At 58.3% G+C, this 20,914-nt stretch carries 18 protein-coding genes and 1 tRNA gene; 17 read left to right on the top strand and 2 right to left on the bottom strand.

Annotated elements, in window-relative coordinates:
• Positions 1–106, top strand: a 106-nt coding sequence (locus AC13RE_RS28280; RefSeq protein WP_134887923.1) for an EF-Tu C-terminal domain-related protein, incomplete at its 5' end; no start/stop codon positions are given.
• Positions 107–176: 70 nt separating this feature from the next.
• The gene (locus tag AC13RE_RS28275; protein WP_488565377.1) at positions 177–686 is read left to right on the top strand and encodes an ATP-binding protein; all 510 of its coding nucleotides are present in this window, start codon (positions 177–179) and stop codon (positions 684–686) included.
• Positions 687–699: 13 nt separating this feature from the next.
• Here AC13RE_RS28275 and AC13RE_RS28270 read toward each other — a convergent pair whose 3' ends face one another.
• The gene (locus AC13RE_RS28270) at positions 700–1,230 is read right to left on the bottom strand and encodes a GrpB family protein (RefSeq protein WP_488565376.1); all 531 of its coding nucleotides are present in this window, start codon (positions 1,228–1,230) and stop codon (positions 700–702) included.
• A gap of 155 nt (positions 1,231–1,385) precedes the next feature.
• Between AC13RE_RS28270 and AC13RE_RS28265 the strand changes: the two genes are divergently transcribed.
• The 12 genes from AC13RE_RS28265 (at position 1,386) to rpoC (ending at position 16,828) form a co-directional block, all read left to right on the top strand.
• A complete protein-coding gene (locus tag AC13RE_RS28265; protein WP_488565375.1) occupies positions 1,386–2,279 on the top strand; it encodes an NAD-dependent epimerase/dehydratase family protein in 894 nt (297 codons plus the stop codon).
• Between the two features lie 322 nt (positions 2,280–2,601).
• Complete coding sequence (locus AC13RE_RS28260; RefSeq protein WP_488565374.1) at positions 2,602–3,288, top strand: glycosyltransferase; 687 nt, start codon at positions 2,602–2,604, stop codon at positions 3,286–3,288.
• On the top strand, positions 3,285–4,169 hold the full coding sequence (locus AC13RE_RS28255; protein WP_488565373.1) for a 3-deoxy-manno-octulosonate cytidylyltransferase: 885 nt from the start codon (positions 3,285–3,287) through the stop codon (positions 4,167–4,169). The genes AC13RE_RS28260 and AC13RE_RS28255 overlap by 4 nt, the downstream gene beginning before the upstream one ends.
• 212 nt (positions 4,170–4,381) lie before the next feature.
• Positions 4,382–4,457 (top strand) — tRNA-Trp (locus tag AC13RE_RS28250).
• Between the two features lie 195 nt (positions 4,458–4,652).
• Positions 4,653–4,853: a preprotein translocase subunit SecE gene (secE, locus tag AC13RE_RS28245; protein WP_069614841.1), complete on the top strand. Its 201-nt coding sequence runs from the start codon at positions 4,653–4,655 to the stop codon at positions 4,851–4,853.
• Between the two features lie 18 nt (positions 4,854–4,871).
• Entirely contained in the window at positions 4,872–5,402 is a 531-nt protein-coding gene (nusG, locus tag AC13RE_RS28240; protein WP_004123460.1) for a transcription termination/antitermination protein NusG, read from the top strand.
• Between the two features lie 213 nt (positions 5,403–5,615).
• Entirely contained in the window at positions 5,616–6,047 is a 432-nt protein-coding gene (rplK, locus tag AC13RE_RS28235; RefSeq protein ID WP_112337471.1) for a 50S ribosomal protein L11, read from the top strand.
• Positions 6,048–6,051: 4 nt separating this feature from the next.
• Positions 6,052–6,750 (top strand): 50S ribosomal protein L1, encoded by a 699-nt coding sequence (gene rplA, locus AC13RE_RS28230; RefSeq protein WP_069614843.1) that lies wholly within the window; start codon positions 6,052–6,054, stop codon positions 6,748–6,750.
• A 329-nt stretch (positions 6,751–7,079) separates the two neighbouring features.
• Positions 7,080–7,598 carry a 50S ribosomal protein L10 gene (rplJ, locus tag AC13RE_RS28225; RefSeq protein ID WP_004123444.1) on the top strand — a complete coding sequence of 173 codons (519 nt, stop codon included), beginning with the start codon at positions 7,080–7,082 and terminating at the stop codon, positions 7,596–7,598.
• A 58-nt stretch (positions 7,599–7,656) separates the two neighbouring features.
• A complete protein-coding gene (rplL, locus tag AC13RE_RS28220; protein ID WP_112337470.1) occupies positions 7,657–8,040 on the top strand; it encodes a 50S ribosomal protein L7/L12 in 384 nt (127 codons plus the stop codon).
• Positions 8,041–8,302: 262 nt separating this feature from the next.
• Positions 8,303–12,445 carry a DNA-directed RNA polymerase subunit beta gene (gene rpoB / locus AC13RE_RS28215; protein ID WP_112610986.1) on the top strand — a complete coding sequence of 1,381 codons (4,143 nt, stop codon included), beginning with the start codon at positions 8,303–8,305 and terminating at the stop codon, positions 12,443–12,445.
• A 174-nt stretch (positions 12,446–12,619) separates the two neighbouring features.
• On the top strand, positions 12,620–16,828 hold the full coding sequence (gene rpoC / locus AC13RE_RS28210; RefSeq protein WP_015339595.1) for a DNA-directed RNA polymerase subunit beta': 4,209 nt from the start codon (positions 12,620–12,622) through the stop codon (positions 16,826–16,828).
• A gap of 115 nt (positions 16,829–16,943) precedes the next feature.
• On the opposite strand, the gene AC13RE_RS28205 is transcribed toward rpoC, so the two are convergent.
• Positions 16,944–17,237, bottom strand: a complete 294-nt coding sequence (locus AC13RE_RS28205) for a hypothetical protein (RefSeq protein ID WP_004123433.1) — start codon at positions 17,235–17,237, stop codon at positions 16,944–16,946.
• Positions 17,238–17,746: 509 nt separating this feature from the next.
• Between AC13RE_RS28205 and rpsL the strand changes: the two genes are divergently transcribed.
• From rpsL to fusA, 3 genes are all read left to right on the top strand, one after another.
• Positions 17,747–18,118 (top strand): 30S ribosomal protein S12, encoded by a 372-nt coding sequence (gene rpsL, locus AC13RE_RS28200; protein WP_003507760.1) that lies wholly within the window; start codon positions 17,747–17,749, stop codon positions 18,116–18,118.
• A gap of 81 nt (positions 18,119–18,199) precedes the next feature.
• Positions 18,200–18,670, top strand: a complete 471-nt coding sequence (rpsG, locus tag AC13RE_RS28195; RefSeq protein ID WP_015339596.1) for a 30S ribosomal protein S7 — start codon at positions 18,200–18,202, stop codon at positions 18,668–18,670.
• Between the two features lie 30 nt (positions 18,671–18,700).
• Entirely contained in the window at positions 18,701–20,800 is a 2,100-nt protein-coding gene (fusA, locus tag AC13RE_RS28190) for an elongation factor G (RefSeq protein ID WP_112337467.1), read from the top strand.
• The last annotated feature ends 114 nt before the right edge of the window (positions 20,801–20,914 follow it).

Below are 20,914 nucleotides of genomic sequence, written 5' to 3'. Positions count from 1 at the left end.
GGTTGAGCTGATCGTTCCGATCGCGATGGAAGAAAAGCTTCGCTTCGCAATCCGCGAAGGCGGCCGTACCGTCGGCGCTGGCATCGTGGCTAGCATCGTCGAGTAATCTTCGGATTATTCCTTTATAAGAGGCCCCGCTGGAAACAGCGGGGCCTTTTCGCATTCGGAGGTATTGCATGAGCCTGATCATTCTGACCGGTGCTTCGGGCTCGGGAAAGACCGCGATCGCGCAGGCGATCGCCAGGGACCATACCTCTACATTAGCCGTCCATCATTTCGACAGTATCGGCGTGCCGTCGCTTGACGCCATGATCCGCGATCACGGTTCGCCCGAGGGCTGGCAGCGGGATAAGACCCTGGAATGGCTGGCGCGACTTGCGCCACAGGTGCGGAAGGGCAGGGCCATTCTTTTCGAAGGGCAGATGCGGCCGTCCTTCATCATCGAAGCCGCCTTGGCTGCCAGGATCGATGACTATCGCCTCATATTGGTCGATTGCGATGATGCGACGAGGACACATCGTTTGTCCGTCGAGCGAGGCCAGCCGGAACTTGCCGATGCGAATATGATGAACTGGGCCGTCTATCTGCGCCGTGAAGTCCAAGCATCCGGCTTTGAGATTCTCGATACGAGCCACTCTTCTCTCAAGCAGAGCGTGGATAATGTGCTGGGGCACCTGATCGATTGATCCAACGGCACTGTCACCAGGCGGCGATATTTTTGCTCGGCGAGAACTCTATCTTCGCGCGGCGCACGATATCGGCAACGAAATCGCTCTTGCCGCCGGTATAGTGGTCCCAGTCGCCACGGGCCTCTGCAGTCAGGCGCCGCTTCAAGGTCGCATAATTCGCCGCGCGTTCGGGATGGGCGCGCAAATAGTCGCGAAAGAGAAGGCGCTCCCGATGGGCCTCGTTATCAGGCAGGCAAAGATAAAGTCGGGTGCCATAAGGCGTCTCATCCTTCGTGAAGGTCCAGCGGCCGGCATCATGCGGATCGCCGTGAAAGCGATATCCGCCTTCCTTCAGGCGCTCGGTTGCGTCGTGTCTTGCACTCTCAGAGAAGAGGACCGCATCGATATCGAGCTTCGGTTTGGCGCATAATCCGGCGATGGCAGTGCTGCCGATATGATGGAACTGGGCAGGCTGGCCGAGAATCAGACCGATCGCCTTGCTTCTGTTTTCGAAGAGAAGGGGCCATTGCGGATCATATTCGACAAGCGTGATCGGCCGCATCCCACTCATCTCCTTTCGCCGTTTTCGTCACGCGGCATATGCCTTACCGAGTCGGCTCGATTATTTTGCCGGGAAAGTGTGAGCTCACCAAGCCGTGTCTTGCGAAATGGAAGCAAGGGCCTATGTATCGCTCGATTTTATCTGGAGGAGATTTCATGAAGAAACGTATTTTGTTCACGGGCGGCAGCGGCAAAGCTGGACGTCACACGGTTCCTTGGCTGATCAATGCCGGCTATGAGGTCCACAATGTCGATCTCGTGCCACTGAACAGCCCCGGCGTCACCAACCTGCAGGCCGATGTCACCGATGCGGGACAGGTTTATAATGTCCTTAGCATGCACCGCGATTTTCCGGATCTCGAGCAGGGCAAAGGTGTGCAGCCTTTCGACGCTGTGGTGCATTTCGCCGCCATACCGCGCATTCTGATCAAGCCTGATAACGAGACATTCCGCATCAACACGATGAGCACCTACAATGTCATCGAGGCGGCCGCGAAGCTTGGCGTCAAGAAGATCATCGTCGCCTCCAGCGAGACGACCTATGGCGTCTGCTTTGCCGAAGGCCATCGCGACTTCCATCAGTTCCCGCTGGAAGAAGACTATGATGTCAACCCGATGGATTCCTACGGTCTGTCCAAGGTCGTAAACGAGAAGACGGCTCGGGCTTTCGCCGAGCGTTTCGGCATCGACATCTATGCGCTGCGCATCGGCAATGTCATCGAGCCGCATGAATATGAGCGGTTCCCCGAGTTTTTCGCCAACAGCGAGATCCGCAAGCGTATCGCCTGGAGCTATATCGACGCCCGCGACCTCGGCCAGATCGTCCATCTCTGCATCGAGAAGAGCGGCCTCGGCTTCCAGGTGTTCAATGCCGCCAACGACACGGTATCGGCCAATACGCCATCGCGAGAGCTGGCCGCCAAGCACTTTCCGAACGTCCCGTTCACGCGCGAGATCGGCGAATATGAGGGCTTGCTGTCCAATCGCAAGATCCGCGAGGTCCTGGGCTTCAAGGAAGAGCACGACTGGCGGAAATATGTGAAGGTCTGAGGTGTAAAGCCTGAGAAATACCCCGGGCGCTGCTCTCTGGCGCGCCCGGGAGAGAGGCAAGCGGAAATCTCTCCATTTGTTACGCAGCATAACCAAAAATGCTTCCGCAAACACTCGACAAATATCCTTGTTTCTTTAAGTAGGATCAGGTTCGCGGCATCTCCTGTAGATTGCAGCGCGTCGTGCGGCGTATTCGGGCACATGTGTTGAACCCTCATCCCGCAGCCGATAGGCTTCATGAGATGAATTGAGCCTTGCTTGCGTCACGGCGAAAGATAATTTGCCGGCTGATTCAAAACAGACCAGCCGTTTCGGAGGTATCATGAAGGATAATGTTGCACGTATTTTCGTCGGGTTCGATTCCAAGGAGGTCGTGGCCTACCACGTCCTGACCCAGAGCATCATCGAACGCTCGTCTATTCCGGTGGTGTTCTCGCCGATCGTGCTCAATAATCTCGAGAGCATCTTCACGCGCGAGCGCAACCCGCTGCAGTCGACCGAGTTTTCCTTCTCGCGCTTCCTCGTGCCTTACCTCAGCGATTACCAGGGCTGGAGCATCTTCATGGATTGCGACATGCTCGCCCGCGCCGATATTGCCGAGCTATGGGCGCTGCGTGACGATCGCTATGCCGCCATGTGCGTCAAGCACGACTACCAGCCGAAGATCGAGACCAAATTCCTAGGGCAGACGCAGACGAAGTATGAAAAGAAGAACTGGTCGAGCATGATCCTGTTCAACAACGCCAAGTGCACGGCTTTGTCGAAGGATTTCGTCAATACGGCGACGGGCCTTCAGCTTCATCAGTTCAAGTGGCTGGAGAACGACGATCAGATCGGCGAGGTGCCGGTCGTCTGGAACTATCTCGTCAACGAATATGATTACCGCGACGATGCCAAGCTGGTGCATTTCACCGACGGCGGCCCCTATTTCGATGAATATCGCAACGACGATTATGCTGAAGAATGGTTCGCCATGCGCGACCGGATGCTGCACGTCCAACAGAAATGAAGGAATTAGACCAAAGAGCGTCAGGTGCCATTGATGCCGGCCTTCCGGCTGCGGGTTCCGCAGCCGGCCTGAATGGCACCGACGAATGGCGCAGGGTGCTGGCGGGTTTCTCGCATATCGTCTTGGTCGCCAACAGCGACACTGTCGATATCGCAAGCCTGCAGACGCAGTTTCCTGAGACGGCGCTCTTCGTCTTCTTCAACAAGGTCTACAAGGTTTTGGATCGCCCATTTCATGGGCACTCGCTGCTAATCTCGCGCGGCCAGCCGCGCGGCGCCAATATCGTCTATCGCGGCGAAGTGGGCGAGGTGGTCAAATTCTTTCCGAAGGAATATTTCCTCGGCATCATGAACATACGCCTTGGACTGGAAGAGAAGCTCAATCCAGCCGCCGATTTTCAAGGCGCACCGACCGGCCATCTCGACCTTGTTGGCTTCTGCTCCGATTTCTATACGGAAGGCAAGACGCCGACGAGCGGCTTTGCCATGGCGCTTTGGCTTAGCGATCTGAAACTGCCCGGCGCGATCGTGCTTGCCGGCTTCTCGGCCAGGCGCAGCCAGAAGTGGAGGGTGGTTTCCGCCCATGATTGGAGTTTCGAGCAAACCTTCCTTCGTCTCTTTGCCCGCCTTGGAAAGATCACCATCCATGGCGGGGTCGCGCTGAACCCCTATATCAGCCTTGCCCAGCGCTTCACGGAAGTACCTCCGGCCGAGATTGCCTTGGCCGCGGCCGAAGTCTTGTCGGAGCGGCTCGGCAATACCGATGCCGAAATAGACAAGCTGATCTCCCTGACCAATGTGATTCGCTCCGCGGATAACTTCATGCGCCGCCTCCGGCCGAAATTTCTCAAGCGCAAGCCGAAAGGTTCTCCCGGAGAGTAACGAGGGTGAGGGGCATCCTTTCCGTAGCGTTCGCGGCGGCTTTGCCTGTCCGGCAGGTCTGTCCGCACGGGCATGTCCATGTGAAGTTGCAGGTCCGATTGGGAAAAAGCAAAAAACGCTCTTGCCAATCGTTTCGTCCCGCCTTAAAGGGAGCGCCAAGTCTTCGAACTGCTCAAGCGGTCCACCGCTTGAAGTGAATATTCGAAGGAAGAAGGGGTATAGCTCAGTTGGTAGAGCGGCGGTCTCCAAAACCGCAGGTCGTAGGTTCGAGCCCTGCTGCCCCTGCCATTTTCCTTGATTTGACTGGCGCGTCGTTTCGCAGCTTCTCTGGTTGAGGGTTATGCCGGATTGTCGGCAAATTTTAGAAAGCACCGTATTGCCTCTTGTTAAATTGGGAATCGGTGTTTATGTAGGGTTCAACAGACACGCGGTGCGTGGGGCTGATAGTTTCAGCTTTACGCGCCGTAATTGCGTGGGCAGTCAATGGCATCCAAAACGAATCCACTAGCGTTTCTGCGGCAGGTGCGCTCCGAGACGTCGAAAATCACTTGGCCCTCGCGTCGCGAGACGATGATCTCGACGGTGATGGTGCTCGTCATGGTCGTTTTCGCCTCGCTGTTTTTCTTTGCTGCCGACCAGCTTATTGGCTGGATTCTCAGCTATGTGCTGAATACCGGCAACTGATATCGGGTGGAGATGAACATGGCGGCACGTTGGTACATCGTCCACGCTTATTCTAATTTCGAAAAGAAGGTGGCTGAATCCATTGAGGAGAAGGCCAGGCAGAAGGGGCTCGAGCATCTGTTCGAAAAGATCCTTGTGCCAACTGAAAAGGTTGTTGAAGTTCGTCGCGGCCGCAAGGTCGATAGCGAGCGCAAGTTTTTCCCGGGTTACGTGCTTGTGCGCGCCAACCTGACGGATGAAGCTTACCACCTGATCAAGAATACGCCGAAGGTCACTGGTTTCCTCGGCTCCGACAATAAGCCCGTTCCGATTCCGGATTATGAAGCCGAGCGTATTCTCGGTCAGGTCCAGGAAGGCGTCGAGCGGCCGAAGGCTTCCGTATCCTTCGAGATCGGCGAGCAGGTCCGCGTCTCCGATGGCCCGTTCGCTTCGTTCAACGGCACGGTTCAGGATGTGGACGAAGAGCGTTCGCGCCTGAAGGTGGAAGTGTCGATTTTCGGCCGTGCTACGCCGGTCGAGCTGGAATACAGCCAGGTCGAGAAGGTCTGATTGCGATTTCTACGAAAGGTTGGCCTGGCGGCTAGCCTTTCGTTCGAGTTTGGATATAAGCAAATGCTTGCTTATGTCTCGCGGCCAAGCCGCAATCCGCGTGGAAGGGTAGGGTCTTAGCCGGACCTGGTGATCCGCACCACGCAACCGCAGCCGCCGGAGCGATCCGGCATAATGGGCCGGGCAACCGGTCATATAGAAAGGCAGAGAGAAATGGCTAAGAAAGTTGCAGGCCAGCTCAAGCTGCAGGTCAAGGCCGGCTCGGCGAATCCGTCGCCGCCGATCGGTCCTGCGCTTGGTCAGCGTGGCATTAACATCATGGAATTCTGCAAGGCGTTCAATGCCGCTACGCAGGAAATGGAAAAGGGTATGCCGATCCCGGTCGTCATCACCTACTACCAGGACAAGTCCTTCACCTTCATCATGAAGCAGCCGCCAGTCAGCTACTTCCTGAAGAAGGAAGCCAAGATCCAGTCCGGTTCGAAGACCCCGGGTAAGGGTTCCAAGGCTGGTTCGCTCACCAAGGCTCAGATCAAGTCGATCGCCGAAGCCAAGATGAAGGATCTGAATGCGGCCGATATCGAAGGCGCAATGGCCATGATCGAGGGCTCCGCCCGCGCGATGGGCCTGGAAGTGGTGGGCTAAGATCATGGTAGCAAAGCGTATTCAGAAGATTCGTGAAGGCGTTGATCCGACCAAGCTTTATGCTCTGGATCTGGCCATCAACATGGTCAAGGAACGTGCCGTCGCCAAGTTCGACGAAACTGTCGAAATCTCGATGAACCTCGGCGTTGACCCGCGTCACGCCGACCAGATGGTTCGCGGCGTCGTCAACCTGCCGAACGGCACCGGCCGTACGGTTCGCGTTGCCGTTTTCGCTCGCGGCGCCAAGGCTGATGAAGCCAAGGCTGCTGGTGCAGACGTCGTCGGTGCTGAAGACCTGGTTGAAATCGTTCAGGGCGGCAAGATCGATTTCGATCGCTGCATCGCCACCCCGGACATGATGCCGCTCGTCGGCCGTCTCGGTAAGGTTCTCGGCCCGCGCGGCATGATGCCGAACCCGAAGGTTGGCACCGTTACGATGGACGTCAAGGGTGCTGTTGAAGCTTCCAAGGGCGGCGCTGTCGAGTTCCGCGTTGAGAAGGCTGGTATCGTCCATGCCGGTATCGGCAAGGCTTCGTTCGACGCCAAGGCTCTGGAGGAAAACATCCGCGCGTTCGCTGATGCGGTCATCAAGGCGAAGCCGGCTGGTGCCAAGGGCAACTACGTCAAGCGCGTAGCGATCTCCTCGACCATGGGTCCGGGCGTCAAGATCGAGCCGTCGACGGTTACGGCGCCTAGCGCCTAATAATTGTGCCGGGCTTTGTGCCCGGCGTTTAAGAATTCCCGGTCCTTCGGGGCCGGGAATTCCGGAGAAATCCGGAATTCCTGTCCGAGATTGCAGGTGGTTATCCCTTAATCACTCAAGCCTGCATGAGACGGGTAAGACCCGAATTTTGAAGAAGCTTTGCTTCGATGAACTCGGTTCGAGCCTTGGATGCCTTGTGCCTTGGAGCCGTCAGGCTCGAGCGCGAGGGGACAGGATCCTCAAGCGTCGCTTGGGATCTCATTGATCCCAGGAGGCAAAAGGCAACCCGGCAGGCCCGTTAATCCGGTCCTGTCAACTGGAGAAAAGCAGTGGAAAGAGCGGAAAAACGCGAATTCGTCACGGAACTGAACGAAGTCTTCAAGGCTTCTGGTTCGGTTGTCGTGGCCCACTATGCTGGTGCTACAGTCGCTCAGATGAACGATTTTCGTTCCAAGATGCGCGCTGCTGGCGGCACCGTCAAAGTCGCGAAGAACCGCCTGGCCAAAATTGCTCTTCAGGGCACGGATGCGGAAGGGATTTCCAATCTCTTCACCGGTCAGACGCTGATCGCATACAGCACTGATCCGATTACCGCTCCGAAGGTCGTCGTGGATTTCGCCAAGGGCAACGACAAGATCGTTGTCTTGGGCGGCGCCATGGGAACAACAACGCTCAACGCCGAAGGTGTAAAGTCGCTCGCGACCCTGCCTTCGCTGGACGAGCTGCGCGCGAAGCTGCTGGGCATGATCCAGACTCCGGCTACCCGCATCGCAGGTGTTGTTGCAGCGCCGGCAAGTCAGCTTGCTCGCGTGTTCTCGGCCTACGCCAAGAAGGACGAAGCCGCGTAAGGCGGTTTTTCGCTGTTCATAACCAACCAGTTCGAACCGAACAAAAGGAACTACAAAAATGGCTGATCTCGCAAAGATCGTAGACGACCTCTCCTCGCTGACCGTTCTCGAAGCTGCAGAACTGTCCAAGCTTCTCGAAGAAAAGTGGGGCGTTTCCGCCGCTGCTCCGGTAGCTGTTGCTGCCGTTGCCGGTGGTGCTGGCGGCGCTGCTGCAGCTGCTGAAGAAGAAAAGACCGAGTTCGACGTCATCCTCACGGATGCCGGCGCGAACAAGATCAACGTCATCAAGGAAGTCCGCGCCATCACCGGCCTGGGCCTCAAGGAAGCCAAGGACCTCGTTGAAGCCGCTCCGAAGGCTGTCAAGGAAGCTGTTTCCAAGGCTGAAGCTGCTGACATCAAGAAGAAGCTCGAAGACGCCGGCGCTAAGGTCGACGTTAAGTAAGCTTGAAACTGCTTTGGGAGGTGGCTTTTTGCTACCTCCCATTTGCCGTTTTTCTGAACGAATTACCCAAAAGCCGCGGGCAAAACGGCTTTTGGGTAATGGGTTCTTCAAGAGGATGGTCTCAAACCGAACCGCGACGCAATCCGGCTGAGCGGTTTTCGGTTAAATAGACGAGATTGAACTACTCATTGATTGATGGGGTCGCCTGGCCAGCGATTCCCGTCCGTTGCAGGCCCGGGTGCAGGATTTTAAAGGAGCGACGATGGCTCAGACCCTTTCGTTCAACGGTCGCAGGCGCGTACGCAAGTTTTTTGGTAAGATTCCCGAAGTCGCAGAGATGCCGAACCTCATCGAGGTTCAAAAGGCGTCCTACGATCAGTTTCTCATGGTCGAAGAACCCAAGGGCGGCCGCCCGGACGAAGGTCTTCAGGCCGTCTTCAAGTCGGTTTTCCCGATCACCGACTTCTCCGGCGCTTCCATGCTGGAGTTCGTATCCTATGAATTCGAGCCGCCGAAGTTCGACGTCGACGAGTGCCGCCAGCGCGACCTGACTTATGCCGCGCCGCTGAAGGTGACCCTCCGTCTGATCGTATTCGATATCGACGAGGATACGGGCGCGAAGTCCATCAAGGACATCAAGGAACAGAGTGTCTACATGGGCGACATGCCGCTCATGACGAACAACGGTACGTTCATCGTGAACGGCACCGAGCGCGTGATCGTGTCGCAGATGCACCGTTCGCCGGGCGTCTTCTTTGACCACGACAAGGGCAAGAGCCATTCTTCCGGCAAGCTGCTCTTTGCCGCTCGCGTCATCCCGTATCGCGGTTCCTGGCTTGACATCGAATTCGACGCCAAGGACATCGTCTACGCCCGTATCGATCGTCGCCGCAAGATTCCGGTGACGTCGCTGCTGATGGCACTCGGCATGGACGGCGAAGAAATCCTGTCGACCTTCTACACGAAGTCGCTTTATGAGCGCTCCGGCGATGGCTGGCGCATCCCCTTCAAGGCGGAAACGCTGAAGGGCGCCAAGACCGTTACAGACATGATCGACGCCGACACCGGTGAAGTCGTGGTCGAAGGCGGTAAGAAGCTCACGCCGCGCCTGCTGCGTCAGTTGCAGGACAAGGGCCTCAAGGCTCTGAAGGCGACCGACGAAGAGCTGTACGGCCTGTTCCTGGCAGAAGACATCGTCAACTTCCAGACCGGTGAGATCTATCTCGAAGCCGGCGACGAAATCGACGAGAAGACCCTGCCTGTCATCCTGAAGGCCGGCTTCGACGAGATCCCGATCCTCGGCATCGACCACATCAATGTCGGCGCCTACATCCGTAATACGCTGTCGGCTGACAAGAACGAGAACCGCCAGGACGCTCTGTTCGACATTTACCGTGTCATGCGTCCGGGTGAGCCGCCGACCATGGAATCGGCCGAAGCCATGTTCAACTCGCTGTTCTTCGATGCAGAGCGTTACGATCTCTCCGCCGTTGGCCGCGTGAAGATGAACATGCGCCTCGACCTCGATGTCGAAGACACCGTCCGCATCCTGCGCAAGGACGACATCCTGGCCGTGGTCAAGATGCTTGTCGAGCTGCGTGACGGCAAGGGCGAGATCGACGACATCGACAACCTCGGCAACCGCCGAGTCCGTTCGGTCGGCGAGCTGATGGAAAATCAGTATCGTCTGGGTCTGCTGCGCATGGAGCGTGCGATCAAGGAACGTATGTCCTCGATCGAAATCGACACGGTCATGCCGCAGGATCTGATCAACGCAAAGCCGGCCGCTGCTGCCGTCCGCGAATTCTTCGGCTCCTCGCAGCTGTCGCAGTTCATGGACCAGGTGAACCCGCTTTCGGAAATCACCCACAAGCGCCGTCTTTCGGCTCTCGGCCCGGGCGGTCTGACCCGCGAGCGCGCCGGCTTCGAAGTCCGCGACGTTCATCCGACGCACTACGGTCGTATTTGCCCGATCGAAACGCCGGAAGGTCCGAACATCGGTCTTATCAACTCGCTGGCGACCTTTGCCCGCGTCAACAAGTACGGCTTCATCGAAAGCCCTTATCGCCGTATCATCGACGGTAAGGTGACCAACGACGTGCTCTACCTCTCCGCCATGGAAGAGGCGAAGTACTACGTTGCTCAGGCCAATGCCGAGCTCGACGCCGACGGCTCCTTCATTGAGGAATTCGTCGTTTGCCGCCATGCCGGCGAAGTCATGCTCGCTCCGCGCGACAACATCAACCTGATGGACGTCTCGCCGAAGCAGCTGGTTTCGGTTGCTGCCGCTCTGATCCCGTTCCTGGAAAACGACGACGCCAACCGCGCTCTCATGGGCTCGAACATGCAGCGTCAGGCCGTGCCGCTTCTGCGTGCCGAAGCTCCGTTCGTCGGCACCGGCATGGAGCCGGTCGTCGCGCGTGACTCCGGTGCCGCTATCGGCGCCCGCCGCGGCGGCGTGGTCGACCAGGTCGACGCAACGCGTATCGTTATCCGCGCCACCGAAGACCTCGATCCGTCGAAGTCCGGCGTTGATATCTACCGCCTGATGAAGTTCCAGCGTTCGAACCAGAACACCTGCGTCAACCAGCGTCCGCTGGTCACCGTCGGTGACGTGGTCAACAAGGGCGACATCCTGGCAGACGGTCCGTCGACCGACCTCGGCGATCTGGCTCTCGGCCGCAACGTGCTCGTCGCGTTCATGCCGTGGAACGGCTATAACTACGAAGACTCGATCCTGCTCTCCGAGCGTATCGTTGCCGACGACGTGTTCACCTCCATCCACATCGAAGAATTCGAAGTGATGGCGCGCGACACCAAGCTTGGTCCGGAAGAAATCACCCGCGACATTCCGAACGTTTCGGAAGAAGCGCTGAAGAACCTGGACGAAGCCGGCATCGTTTACATCGGCGCCGAAGTTCAGCCGGGCGATATCCTCGTCGGCAAGATCACGCCGAAGGGTGAAAGCCCGATGACGCCGGAAGAAAAGCTCCTGCGCGCCATTTTCGGTGAAAAGGCATCGGACGTTCGCGATACCTCCATGCGCATGCCGCCCGGCACCTACGGTACGGTCGTCGAAGTTCGCGTCTTCAACCGTCACGGCGTCGAAAAGGACGAACGTGCCATGGCAATCGAGCGCGAAGAGATCGAACGCCTTGCCAAGGACCGCGACGACGAACAGGCGATCCTCGACCGTAACGTCTACGGCCGTCTGGTCGAGATGCTGCGCGGTCAGGTTGCTCTTGCTGGTCCGAAGGGCTTCAAGAAGGGCACGGAACTGTCGAACGCCGTCGTTTCCGAGTATCCGCGTTCGCAGTGGTGGATGTTTGCCGTCGAGGACGAAAAGGTCCAGAGCGAGCTCGAAGCCCTGCGTGGCCAGTACGACGAATCCAAGTCCCGTCTCGAACAGCGCTTCATGGACAAGGTCGAAAAGGTCCAGCGCGGCGACGAAATGCCTCCGGGCGTCATGAAGATGGTCAAGGTCTTCGTCGCTGTGAAGCGCAAGATCCAGCCGGGCGACAAGATGGCAGGCCGTCACGGGAACAAGGGCGTGGTCTCGCGCATTGTTCCGGTCGAGGACATGCCGTTCCTGGAAGACGGTACGCATGTCGATATCGTGCTGAACCCGCTGGGCGTTCCCTCGCGTATGAACGTCGGTCAGATTCTCGAGACGCACCTTGGCTGGGCTTGCGCCGGCATGGGTCGTCAGATCGGCGAACTGATCGAAGCCTACAAGGCGAGCGGCAACATCGAGCCTCTGCGCAAGACGATCGATCTGGTCGTCGGCGACGGTCCGAAGAGCGACGACGTTCACGAGTATGACGATGCGTCGGTGCTGCGTCTGGCCGATCAATGGAAGCGTGGCGTGTCCATCGCGACCCCGGTCTTCGACGGCGCTGGCGAAGCTGACGTCAACCACATGCTGGCAATGGCAGGTCTCAAGCAGACCGGTCAGTCGACGCTGTACGACGGTCGTACCGGCGAGCAGTTCGACCGCCAGGTCACGGTTGGCTACATCTACATGCTGAAGCTGAACCACCTTGTCGACGACAAGATCCATGCCCGTTCGATCGGTCCGTACTCGCTCGTTACTCAGCAGCCGCTGGGCGGCAAGGCGCAGTTCGGCGGCCAGCGCTTCGGCGAAATGGAAGTCTGGGCGCTCGAAGCTTACGGTGCAGCCTACACGCTGCAGGAAATGCTCACGGTCAAGTCGGACGACGTGGCCGGCCGCACCAAGGTCTACGAAGCCATCGTTCGTGGCGACGACACCTTCGAGGCGGGCATTCCGGAAAGCTTCAACGTTCTCGTCAAGGAAATGCGCTCGCTGGGCCTCAGCGTCGAACTGGAAAACTCCAAGGTCGACGATCTGCAGACGGCAAGCCAGCTTCCGGACGCAGCCGAGTAATAGCCTGCGGGTGCGCGCTGCCAGTCAGCGCGCACCGCTTGGAATATTGCAGCGCCGTTGGCGTCCCTTTGGATGCATGGCGCCGCAAGGCGGTTTTAAAGCGTCAGTCCGGTTCCCGGGATTTGCCGGCACTGTTCGCAATTCGAGGGCGTTTCGCCCCTAAAGGAGATAGGCATGAACCAAGAGGTCATGAATCTTTTCAATCCGCAGGTGCCTGCGCAGAATTTCGATTCCATCCGGATTTCGATTGCGTCGCCGGAGAAGATTCTTTCCTGGTCTTATGGCGAGATCAAGAAGCCGGAAACGATCAACTATCGTACGTTCAAGCCGGAACGCGATGGTCTTTTCTGCGCACGAATCTTTGGACCGATCAAGGACTACGAATGCTTGTGCGGCAAGTACAAGCGCATGAAGTACAAGGGCATCATCTGCGAAAAGTGCGGCGTTGAAGTCACGCTGTCGCGCGTTCGCCGTGAGCGCATGGGCCATATCGAGCTCGCTGCTCCCGTTGCCCACATCTGGTTCCTGAAGTCGCTGCCTTCGCGCATTTCGACGCTGCTCGACATGACGCTGAAGGATGTGGAGCGCGTGCTCTACTTCGAAAACTACATCGTCACCGAGCCGGGCCTGACTGCTCTTAAGGAGCACCAGCTTCTCTCGGAAGAAGAGTATATGCTCGCCGTCGACGAGTATGGCGAAGACCAGTTCACCGCCATGATCGGCGCTGAAGCGATCTACGAGATGCTGGCCAGCATGAACCTCGAAAAGATCGCCGGCGACCTGCGTTCCGAGCTTGCCGACACCACGTCGGATCTCAAGCAGAAGAAGCTGATGAAGCGCCTGAAGATCGTCGAGAACTTCATGGAGTCAGGCAACCGTCCGGAATGGATGATCATGAAGGTCGTCCCGGTCATCCCGCCGGACCTGCGTCCGCTGGTTCCTCTGGATGGCGGCCGTTTCGCGACCTCGGATCTGAATGATCTGTATCGCCGCGTCATCAACCGTAACAACCGTCTGAAGCGCCTCATCGAACTGCGCGCTCCGGGCATCATCATCCGCAACGAAAAGCGCATGCTGCAGGAATCTGTCGATGCGCTGTTCGACAACGGCCGTCGTGGCCGCGTCATCACCGGCGCCAACAAGCGTCCGCTGAAGTCGCTGTCCGACATGCTCAAGGGCAAGCAGGGCCGCTTCCGCCAGAACCTGCTCGGCAAGCGCGTCGACTATTCCGGCCGTTCGGTTATCGTGACCGGTCCGGAACTGAAGCTGCACCAGTGCGGTCTGCCGAAGAAGATGGCGCTCGAGCTGTTCAAGCCGTTCATCTATGCCCGCCTCGACGCGAAGGGTTATTCCTCGACCGTCAAGCAGGCCAAGAAGCTGGTCGAAAAGGAAAAGCCGGAAGTCTGGGATATCCTGGACGAGGTCATCCGCGAGCATCCGGTTCTCTTGAACCGCGCACCGACGCTGCACCGCCTGGGCATCCAGGCCTTCGAACCCACGCTGGTCGAAGGCAAGGCCATCCAGCTGCACCCGCTCGTCTGCACGGCCTTCAACGCCGACTTCGACGGTGACCAGATGGCCGTTCACGTGCCGCTCTCGCTGGAAGCCCAGCTGGAAGCCCGCGTGCTGATGATGTCGACCAACAACATTCTGCACCCGGCAAACGGCGCGCCGATCATCGTTCCCTCGCAGGACATGGTTCTCGGTCTGTACTATCTGTCGATCCTGAATCAGAACGAACCGGGCGAAGGCATGGCCTTCTCGGATCTCGGCGAGCTGCATCACGCGCTTGAAAACAAGGTCGTGACGCTGCATTCGAAGATCCGTGGCCGCTTCAAGTCGATCGGCGAAGATGGCAAGCCCTATTCGAAGATCTATGAAACGACCCCCGGCCGTCTGCTGATCGGCGAACTCCTGCCGAAGCATGGCAAAGTGACCTTCGACATCTGCAACCAGGAAATGACCAAGAAGAACATCTCGAAGATGATCGACACGGTCTACCGCCATTGCGGCCAGAAGGACACGGTCATTTTCTGCGACCGCATCATGCAGCTCGGCTTCTCGCATGCCTGCCGCGCCGGCATTTCGTTCGGCAAGGACGACATGGTCATTCCGGATACCAAGGTTAAGATCGTCGGCGATACCGAAGCGCTCGTGAAGGAATACGAGCAGCAGTACAACGACGGTCTCATCACCCAGGGCGAAAAGTACAACAAGGTTGTCGACGCCTGGGGTAAGGCCACGGAGAAGGTCGCCGAAGAAATGATGGCCCGCATTAAGGCCGTTGAATTCGACGAGAAGACCGGTCGTCAGAAGCCGATGAACTCGATCTACATGATGAGCCACTCTGGTGCCCGTGGTTCGCCGAACCAGATGCGCCAGCTGGGCGGCATGCGCGGCCTCATGGCCAAGCCGTCGGGCGAAATCATCGAGACGCCGATCATCTCGAACTTCAAGGAAGGCCTAACCGTTAACGAGTACTTCAACTCGACGCACGGTGCCCGTAAGGGTCTGGCCGACACCGCCTTGAAGACCGCGAACTCCGGTTACCTGACCCGCCGTCTCGTCGACGTCGCGCAGGATTGCATCGTCACGCACGTGGATTGCGGTACCGAAAACGGCCTCACCATGACCGCCATCGTCGATGCCGGTCAGGTCGTCGCCTCGCTCGGCGCCCGCATCCTCGGCCGTACGGCCCTGGACGACATCGATCATCCGGTCACGGGTGAGCGCATCGTCGACGCCGGCAAGATGATCCTGGAACCGGATGTCATCGAGATCGAGAAGGCTGGTATCCAGTCGATCCGTATCCGTTCGGCCCTGACCTGCGAAATCCAGACGGGCGTATGCTCGGTCTGCTACGGTCGTGACCTTGCTCGCGGTACGCCTGTCAACATCGGTGAAGCTGTCGGCGTCATCGCCGCTCAGTCGATCGGTGAGCCGGGCACCCAGCTGACCATGCGTACCTTCCACTTGGGCGGCACGGCGACCGTGGTCGACCAGTCGTTCCTGGAAGCTTCGTATGAAGGCACGGTTCAGATCAAGAACCGCAACATGCTGCGCAACTCCGATGGTAACCTGGTTGCCATGGGCCGCAACATGACGGTCCAGATCCTGGACGAACGTGGTGTCGAACGCTCCTCGCAGCGCGTCGCTTACGGCTCGAAGCTGTATGTCGACGACGGCGACAAGGTGAAGCGCGGTCAGCGTCTGGCGGAGTGGGACCCCTATACCCGTCCGATGATGACGGAAGTGGCCGGTACGGTTCACTTCGAAGATGTCGTCGACGGTCTCTCGGTTCTCGAAGCGACGGACGAATCCACCGGTATCACCAAGCGTCAGGTTATCGACTGGCGCTCGACGCCGCGCGGCTCCGATCTGAAGCCGGCGATCGTCATCAAGGACGCCAGCGGCAATATTGCCAAGCTGTCGCGTGGTGGCGAAGCCCGCTTCCTTCTCTCGGTCGACGCGATCCTGTCGGTCGAGCCGGGTACGAAGGTGTCGCAGGGTGACGTTCTCGCCCGTTCGCCGCTGGAAAGCGCCAAGACCAAGGACATTACCGGTGGTCTGCCGCGCGTTGCCGAACTGTTCGAAGCTCGTCGTCCGAAGGACCACGCCATCATCGCAGAGATCGATGGTACGATCCGCCTCGGCCGCGACTACAAGAACAAGCGTCGCGTCATCATCGAGCCGGCGGAAGACGGTGTCGAGCCGGTCGAATACCTGATCCCGAAGGGCAAGCCCTTCCACCTTCAGGAAGGCGACTATATCGAAAAGGGTGATTACATCCTCGACGGTAACCCGGCTCCGCACGACATCCTGGCGATCAAGGGCGTGGAAGCTCTGGCTTCCTACCTGGTCAACGAAATCCAGGAAGTCTACCGCTTGCAGGGCGTTGTCATCAACGACAAGCACATCGAAGTGATTGTCCGTCAGATGCTGCAGAAGGTGGAAATCACCGATGCGGGCGACAGCCAGTACATCGTCGGCGACAACGTCGACCGTATCGAGCTGGACGACAACAACGATCGCCTGATCGAAGAAGGCAAGAAGCCTGCTTATGGCGATCCGGTTCTGCTTGGGATCACCAAGGCATCGCTGCAGACGCCGTCCTTCATCTCGGCTGCATCCTTCCAGGAAACGACGAAGGTGCTCACCGAAGCTGCAATCGCCGGCAAGACCGACGGTCTGCAGGGCCTGAAGGAAAACGTCATCGTCGGCCGCCTCATCCCGGCCGGGACGGGCGGTACCATGACGCAGATCCGCCGTATCGCTACGGCCCGCGACGAGCTCATCCTCGAAGAGCGCCGCAAGGGCACGGATGCCGGCGTCGCAACGCCGATGCTGCAGGATCTCGCCAGCGAGAACAGCCCGGCCGAGTAAGCCGGTAGCGAATGTGAAAAATCAAAACCGCCCGGAGCGATCCGGGCGGTTTCTTTTTATGCGATGATAAAATCGATGGGGCGAGGGGAGGCAGCCTCCGCTGGCGGTCGTCCAATCAGCGGAAGCGGATGATCGCGACTTCACCTTCGAGCGCGCCTTGATAGGCGGAGGCATGCGGCTCTTCGTCCGGTATATCCGTCAGGAGCCCGATCTGGTCGAGATCGGCCTCGATGAAGCCTTCCTCGGCCAGCGCGTTCAGCGCCTCGCGCACGGCGGTATCGTCGTCAGGCGCTTTCAGCATGACATGCAAGTCGATGCCTTCGCCGCCATCGGTCTCGTAGCCCTTGCCGATGATGATGAAGACCATGGGACCGTCTGAATTGTTGTCATTGTCTGGCGCAGTAATCATGGATCTTCCTTCGGGAGTATCGAATCGACCCGGCGATTCCTTTTCGCCGCGCGGGTCCGTCGGATGGAAATGTTCTTCCGTGATTCCTTATAGGGATTTTGTCGAAATACCAAAGTCCATCTTGCGGAAGGGGCGGCATTTCCGTATCCAATGCGCCAAATGGCTGGTTTGCCCGGGGTTTCCGGGCTTTATGACAAAGATAATTTCTTAACCGGCCTTGACGAACGGGCGGGAAACCAGTAGTACCGCCGCCATCGGAACCCATGTGAGGCATGGCTATTCGGGGCGACGCGCCCTGGAGTTCACCTCAAACAAGGTTCTAAACGCACGTTGAAGACACGAATGCTGCACGCACGACGCCACTTTTGGTGTCCTCTGCTTTTCTGTGGTCCATCTGCGAGAGCGGATCGGGCCACGTTTTGCGCATTGAGACGAACGTGTGTCGGTGCCGGTGACGGCGAAAGTCATGCCCGTAAGGGTGTCGAGATAGATTTACAAGGGATGGTTGAATGCCTACCGTAAACCAGCTGATCCGCAAGCCTCGCCAGGCGCAGGTAAAGCGTAACAAGGTTCCCGCTCTTCAGGAGAACCCGCAGAAGCGCGGCGTTTGCACCCGCGTCTACACCACGACGCCGAAGAAGCCGAACTCGGCTCTGCGTAAGGTCGCAAAGATCCGCCTGACCAACGGCTTCGAAGTCATTGGTTACATCCCCGGTGAAGGTCACAACCTTCAGGAACACTCTGTCGTCATGATCCGTGGCGGCCGCGTTAAGGATCTTCCGGGTGTTCGCTACCACATCATCCGCGGCGTTCTCGATACCCAGGGTGTCAAGAACCGTAAGCAGCGCCGTTCGAAGTACGGTGCAAAGCGTCCGAAGTAATTCGGATTTTTAAATAATCCGGCGCTGCGCGAGGTTCTCCGCGTGGTGAAGCGTCGCAAAAGTTGAGAGACGAGAAGTTATATGTCCAGACGTCACAGAGCAGAAAAGCGCGAGATCAACCCGGACCCGAAGTTCGGCGATCTGGTCGTTACCAAGTTCATGAATGCCATCATGCTCGACGGCAAGAAGTCCGTAGCTGAAAACATCGTATATGGCGCGTTTGACGCCGTGCAGGGCAAGGCAAAGCAGGAGCCGCTCGGCGTGTTCCATCAGGCTTTGGATAACATCGCTCCGCACGTTGAAGTCCGCTCGCGCCGCGTTGGTGGTGCTACGTACCAGGTTCCGGTCGATGTGCGTCCTGAGCGCCGTCAGGCTCTGGCCATTCGCTGGCTGATCACCGCTGCTCGTAAGCGTAACGAGACGACCATGGTCGATCGTCTCTGCGGCGAACTTCTCGATGCCTCCAACAACCGCGGCGCTGCCGTCAAGAAGCGCGAAGACACGCACAAGATGGCTGATGCCAACCGTGCGTTCTCGCATTATCGCTGGTAATCCCGAACGGTTTCGGAAAGGCAGTCCATTATGGCTCGCGAATATAAAATCGAAGACTACCGCAATTTCGGTATCATGGCGCACATCGACGCCGGCAAGACCACGACGACCGAGCGTATTCTTTACTACACCGGCAAGTCGCACAAGATCGGCGAAGTGCACGACGGCGCAGCCACCATGGACTGGATGGAGCAGGAGCAGGAGCGTGGCATCACGATCACCTCCGCTGCCACGACCACCTTCTGGAAGGGCCGCGACGGCAAGACCCGCCGCTTCAACATCATCGACACCCCCGGCCACGTCGACTTCACCATCGAAGTCGAGCGTTCGCTGCGCGTTCTCGACGGTGCCATCGCTCTGCTCGACGCCAACGCCGGCGTTGAGCCGCAGACGGAAACCGTATGGCGTCAGGCTGAGAAGTATCATGTTCCGCGCATGATCTTCTGTAACAAGATGGACAAGACCGGCGCTGACTTCTATCGCTCGGTCGAGATGATCAAGACCCGCCTCGGCGCGACGGCTGTTGTCATGCAGCTGCCGATCGGTGCTGAAACCGAATTCAAGGGCGTCGTCGACCTGATCGAGATGAATGCTCTCATCTGGCGCGACGAATCGCTCGGCGCTCAGTGGGACGTCGTCGAAATCCCGGAAGACATGAAGGCCAAGGCTGCTGAATACCGTGAAAAGCTGATCGAGACCGTTGTCGAGATCGACGAAGCCGCGACAGAAGCCTACCTCGAAGGCAATCTGCCTGATAACGATCAGATCCGCGCGCTGGTCCGTCGCGGCACGATCGACGTCAAGTTCCATCCGATGTTCTGTGGCACCGCCTTCAAGAACAAGGGTGTTCAGCCGCTGCTCGACGCCGTTGTCGATTACCTGCCGTCGCCGCTCGACATTCCGGCGATCAAGGGCATCGACTTCAAGACGGAAGCCGAAATCGAACGCCACGCTGACGACAGCGAGCCGTTGTCCATGCTGGCATTCAAGATCATGAACGACCCCTTCGTCGGTTCGCTCACCTTCGCCCGCATCTACTCCGGCAAGCTCGAAAAGGGCGCATCGGTCATCAACACGGTCAAGGACAAGCGCGAGCGCGTCGGCCGCATGCTGCAGATGCACTCGAACTCGCGTGAAGACATCGAAGAAGCCTTTGCTGGCGACATCGTTGCTCTCGCCGGCCTCAAGGAAACCACGACTGGCGATACGCTCTGCGATCCGCTGAAGCCGGTTATCCTTGAGCGCATGGAATTCCCCGAGCCGGTCATCCAGATCGCGATCGAGCCGAAGACCAAGGGCGACCAGGAAAAGATGGGCCTCGCGCTCAACCGCCTGGCTGCTGAAGATCCGTCCTTCCGCGTGAAGACGGACCAGGAATCGGGTCAGACGATCATCGCCGGCATGGGTGAACTTCACCTCGACATCATCGTCGACCGCATGCGTCGTGAATTCAAGGTTGAAGCGACTGTCGGCGCGCCGCAGGTTGCTTACCGCGAAACCATCACGCGTCAGACGGAAAAGGACTACACCCACAAGAAGCAGTCGGGTGGTACCGGTCAGTTCGCTCGCGTCAAGATCGTGTTCGAACCGAACCCGGATGGCGACGACTTCAAGTTCGAGTCCAAGATTGTCGGCGGTTCCGTTCCGAAGGAATACATCCCGGGCGTTCAGAAGGGTATCGAAAGCGTTCTCTCTTCGGGTCCGCTGGCTGGCTTCCCGATGCTCGGCGTCAAGGCGACGCTCATCGACGGCGCCTTCCACGATGTTGACTCGTCGGTTCTGGCCTTCGAAATCGCTTCCCGCGCTTGCTTCCGTGAAGCAGCCCGCGAAGCTGGTGCCCAGCTCCTCGAGCCGATGATGAAGGTCGAAGTCGTGACGCCGGAAGATTACGTCGGCGACGTCATCGGCGACCTGAACTCGCGTCGTGGCCAGATCCAGGGCCAGGAAAGCCGCGGTATCGCTGTTGTCATCAACGCGAACGTCCCGCTGGCGAACATGTTCAAGTACGTCGATAACCTGCGTTCGATGTCTCAGGGCCGTGCACAGTACACGATGACCTTCGATCATTACGCGCCGGTTCCGTCGAACGTCGCACAGGAAATCCAGGCAAAGTATTCCGGTCAGAAGTGACCGGAATACCAATTGACCGATAACAAGAATTGATCCCTCAGGGGACAGGAAAACGGAGAGCCGAAAATGGCAAAGAGTAAGTTTGAGCGCAATAAGCCGCACGTTAACATCGGT

Source organism: Martinezella sp. CNPSo 3959, assembly GCF_057784355.1.
The sequence above is the reverse complement of the archived record's forward strand: the minus strand, read 5'-3'. Positions and strand labels throughout refer to the sequence as shown.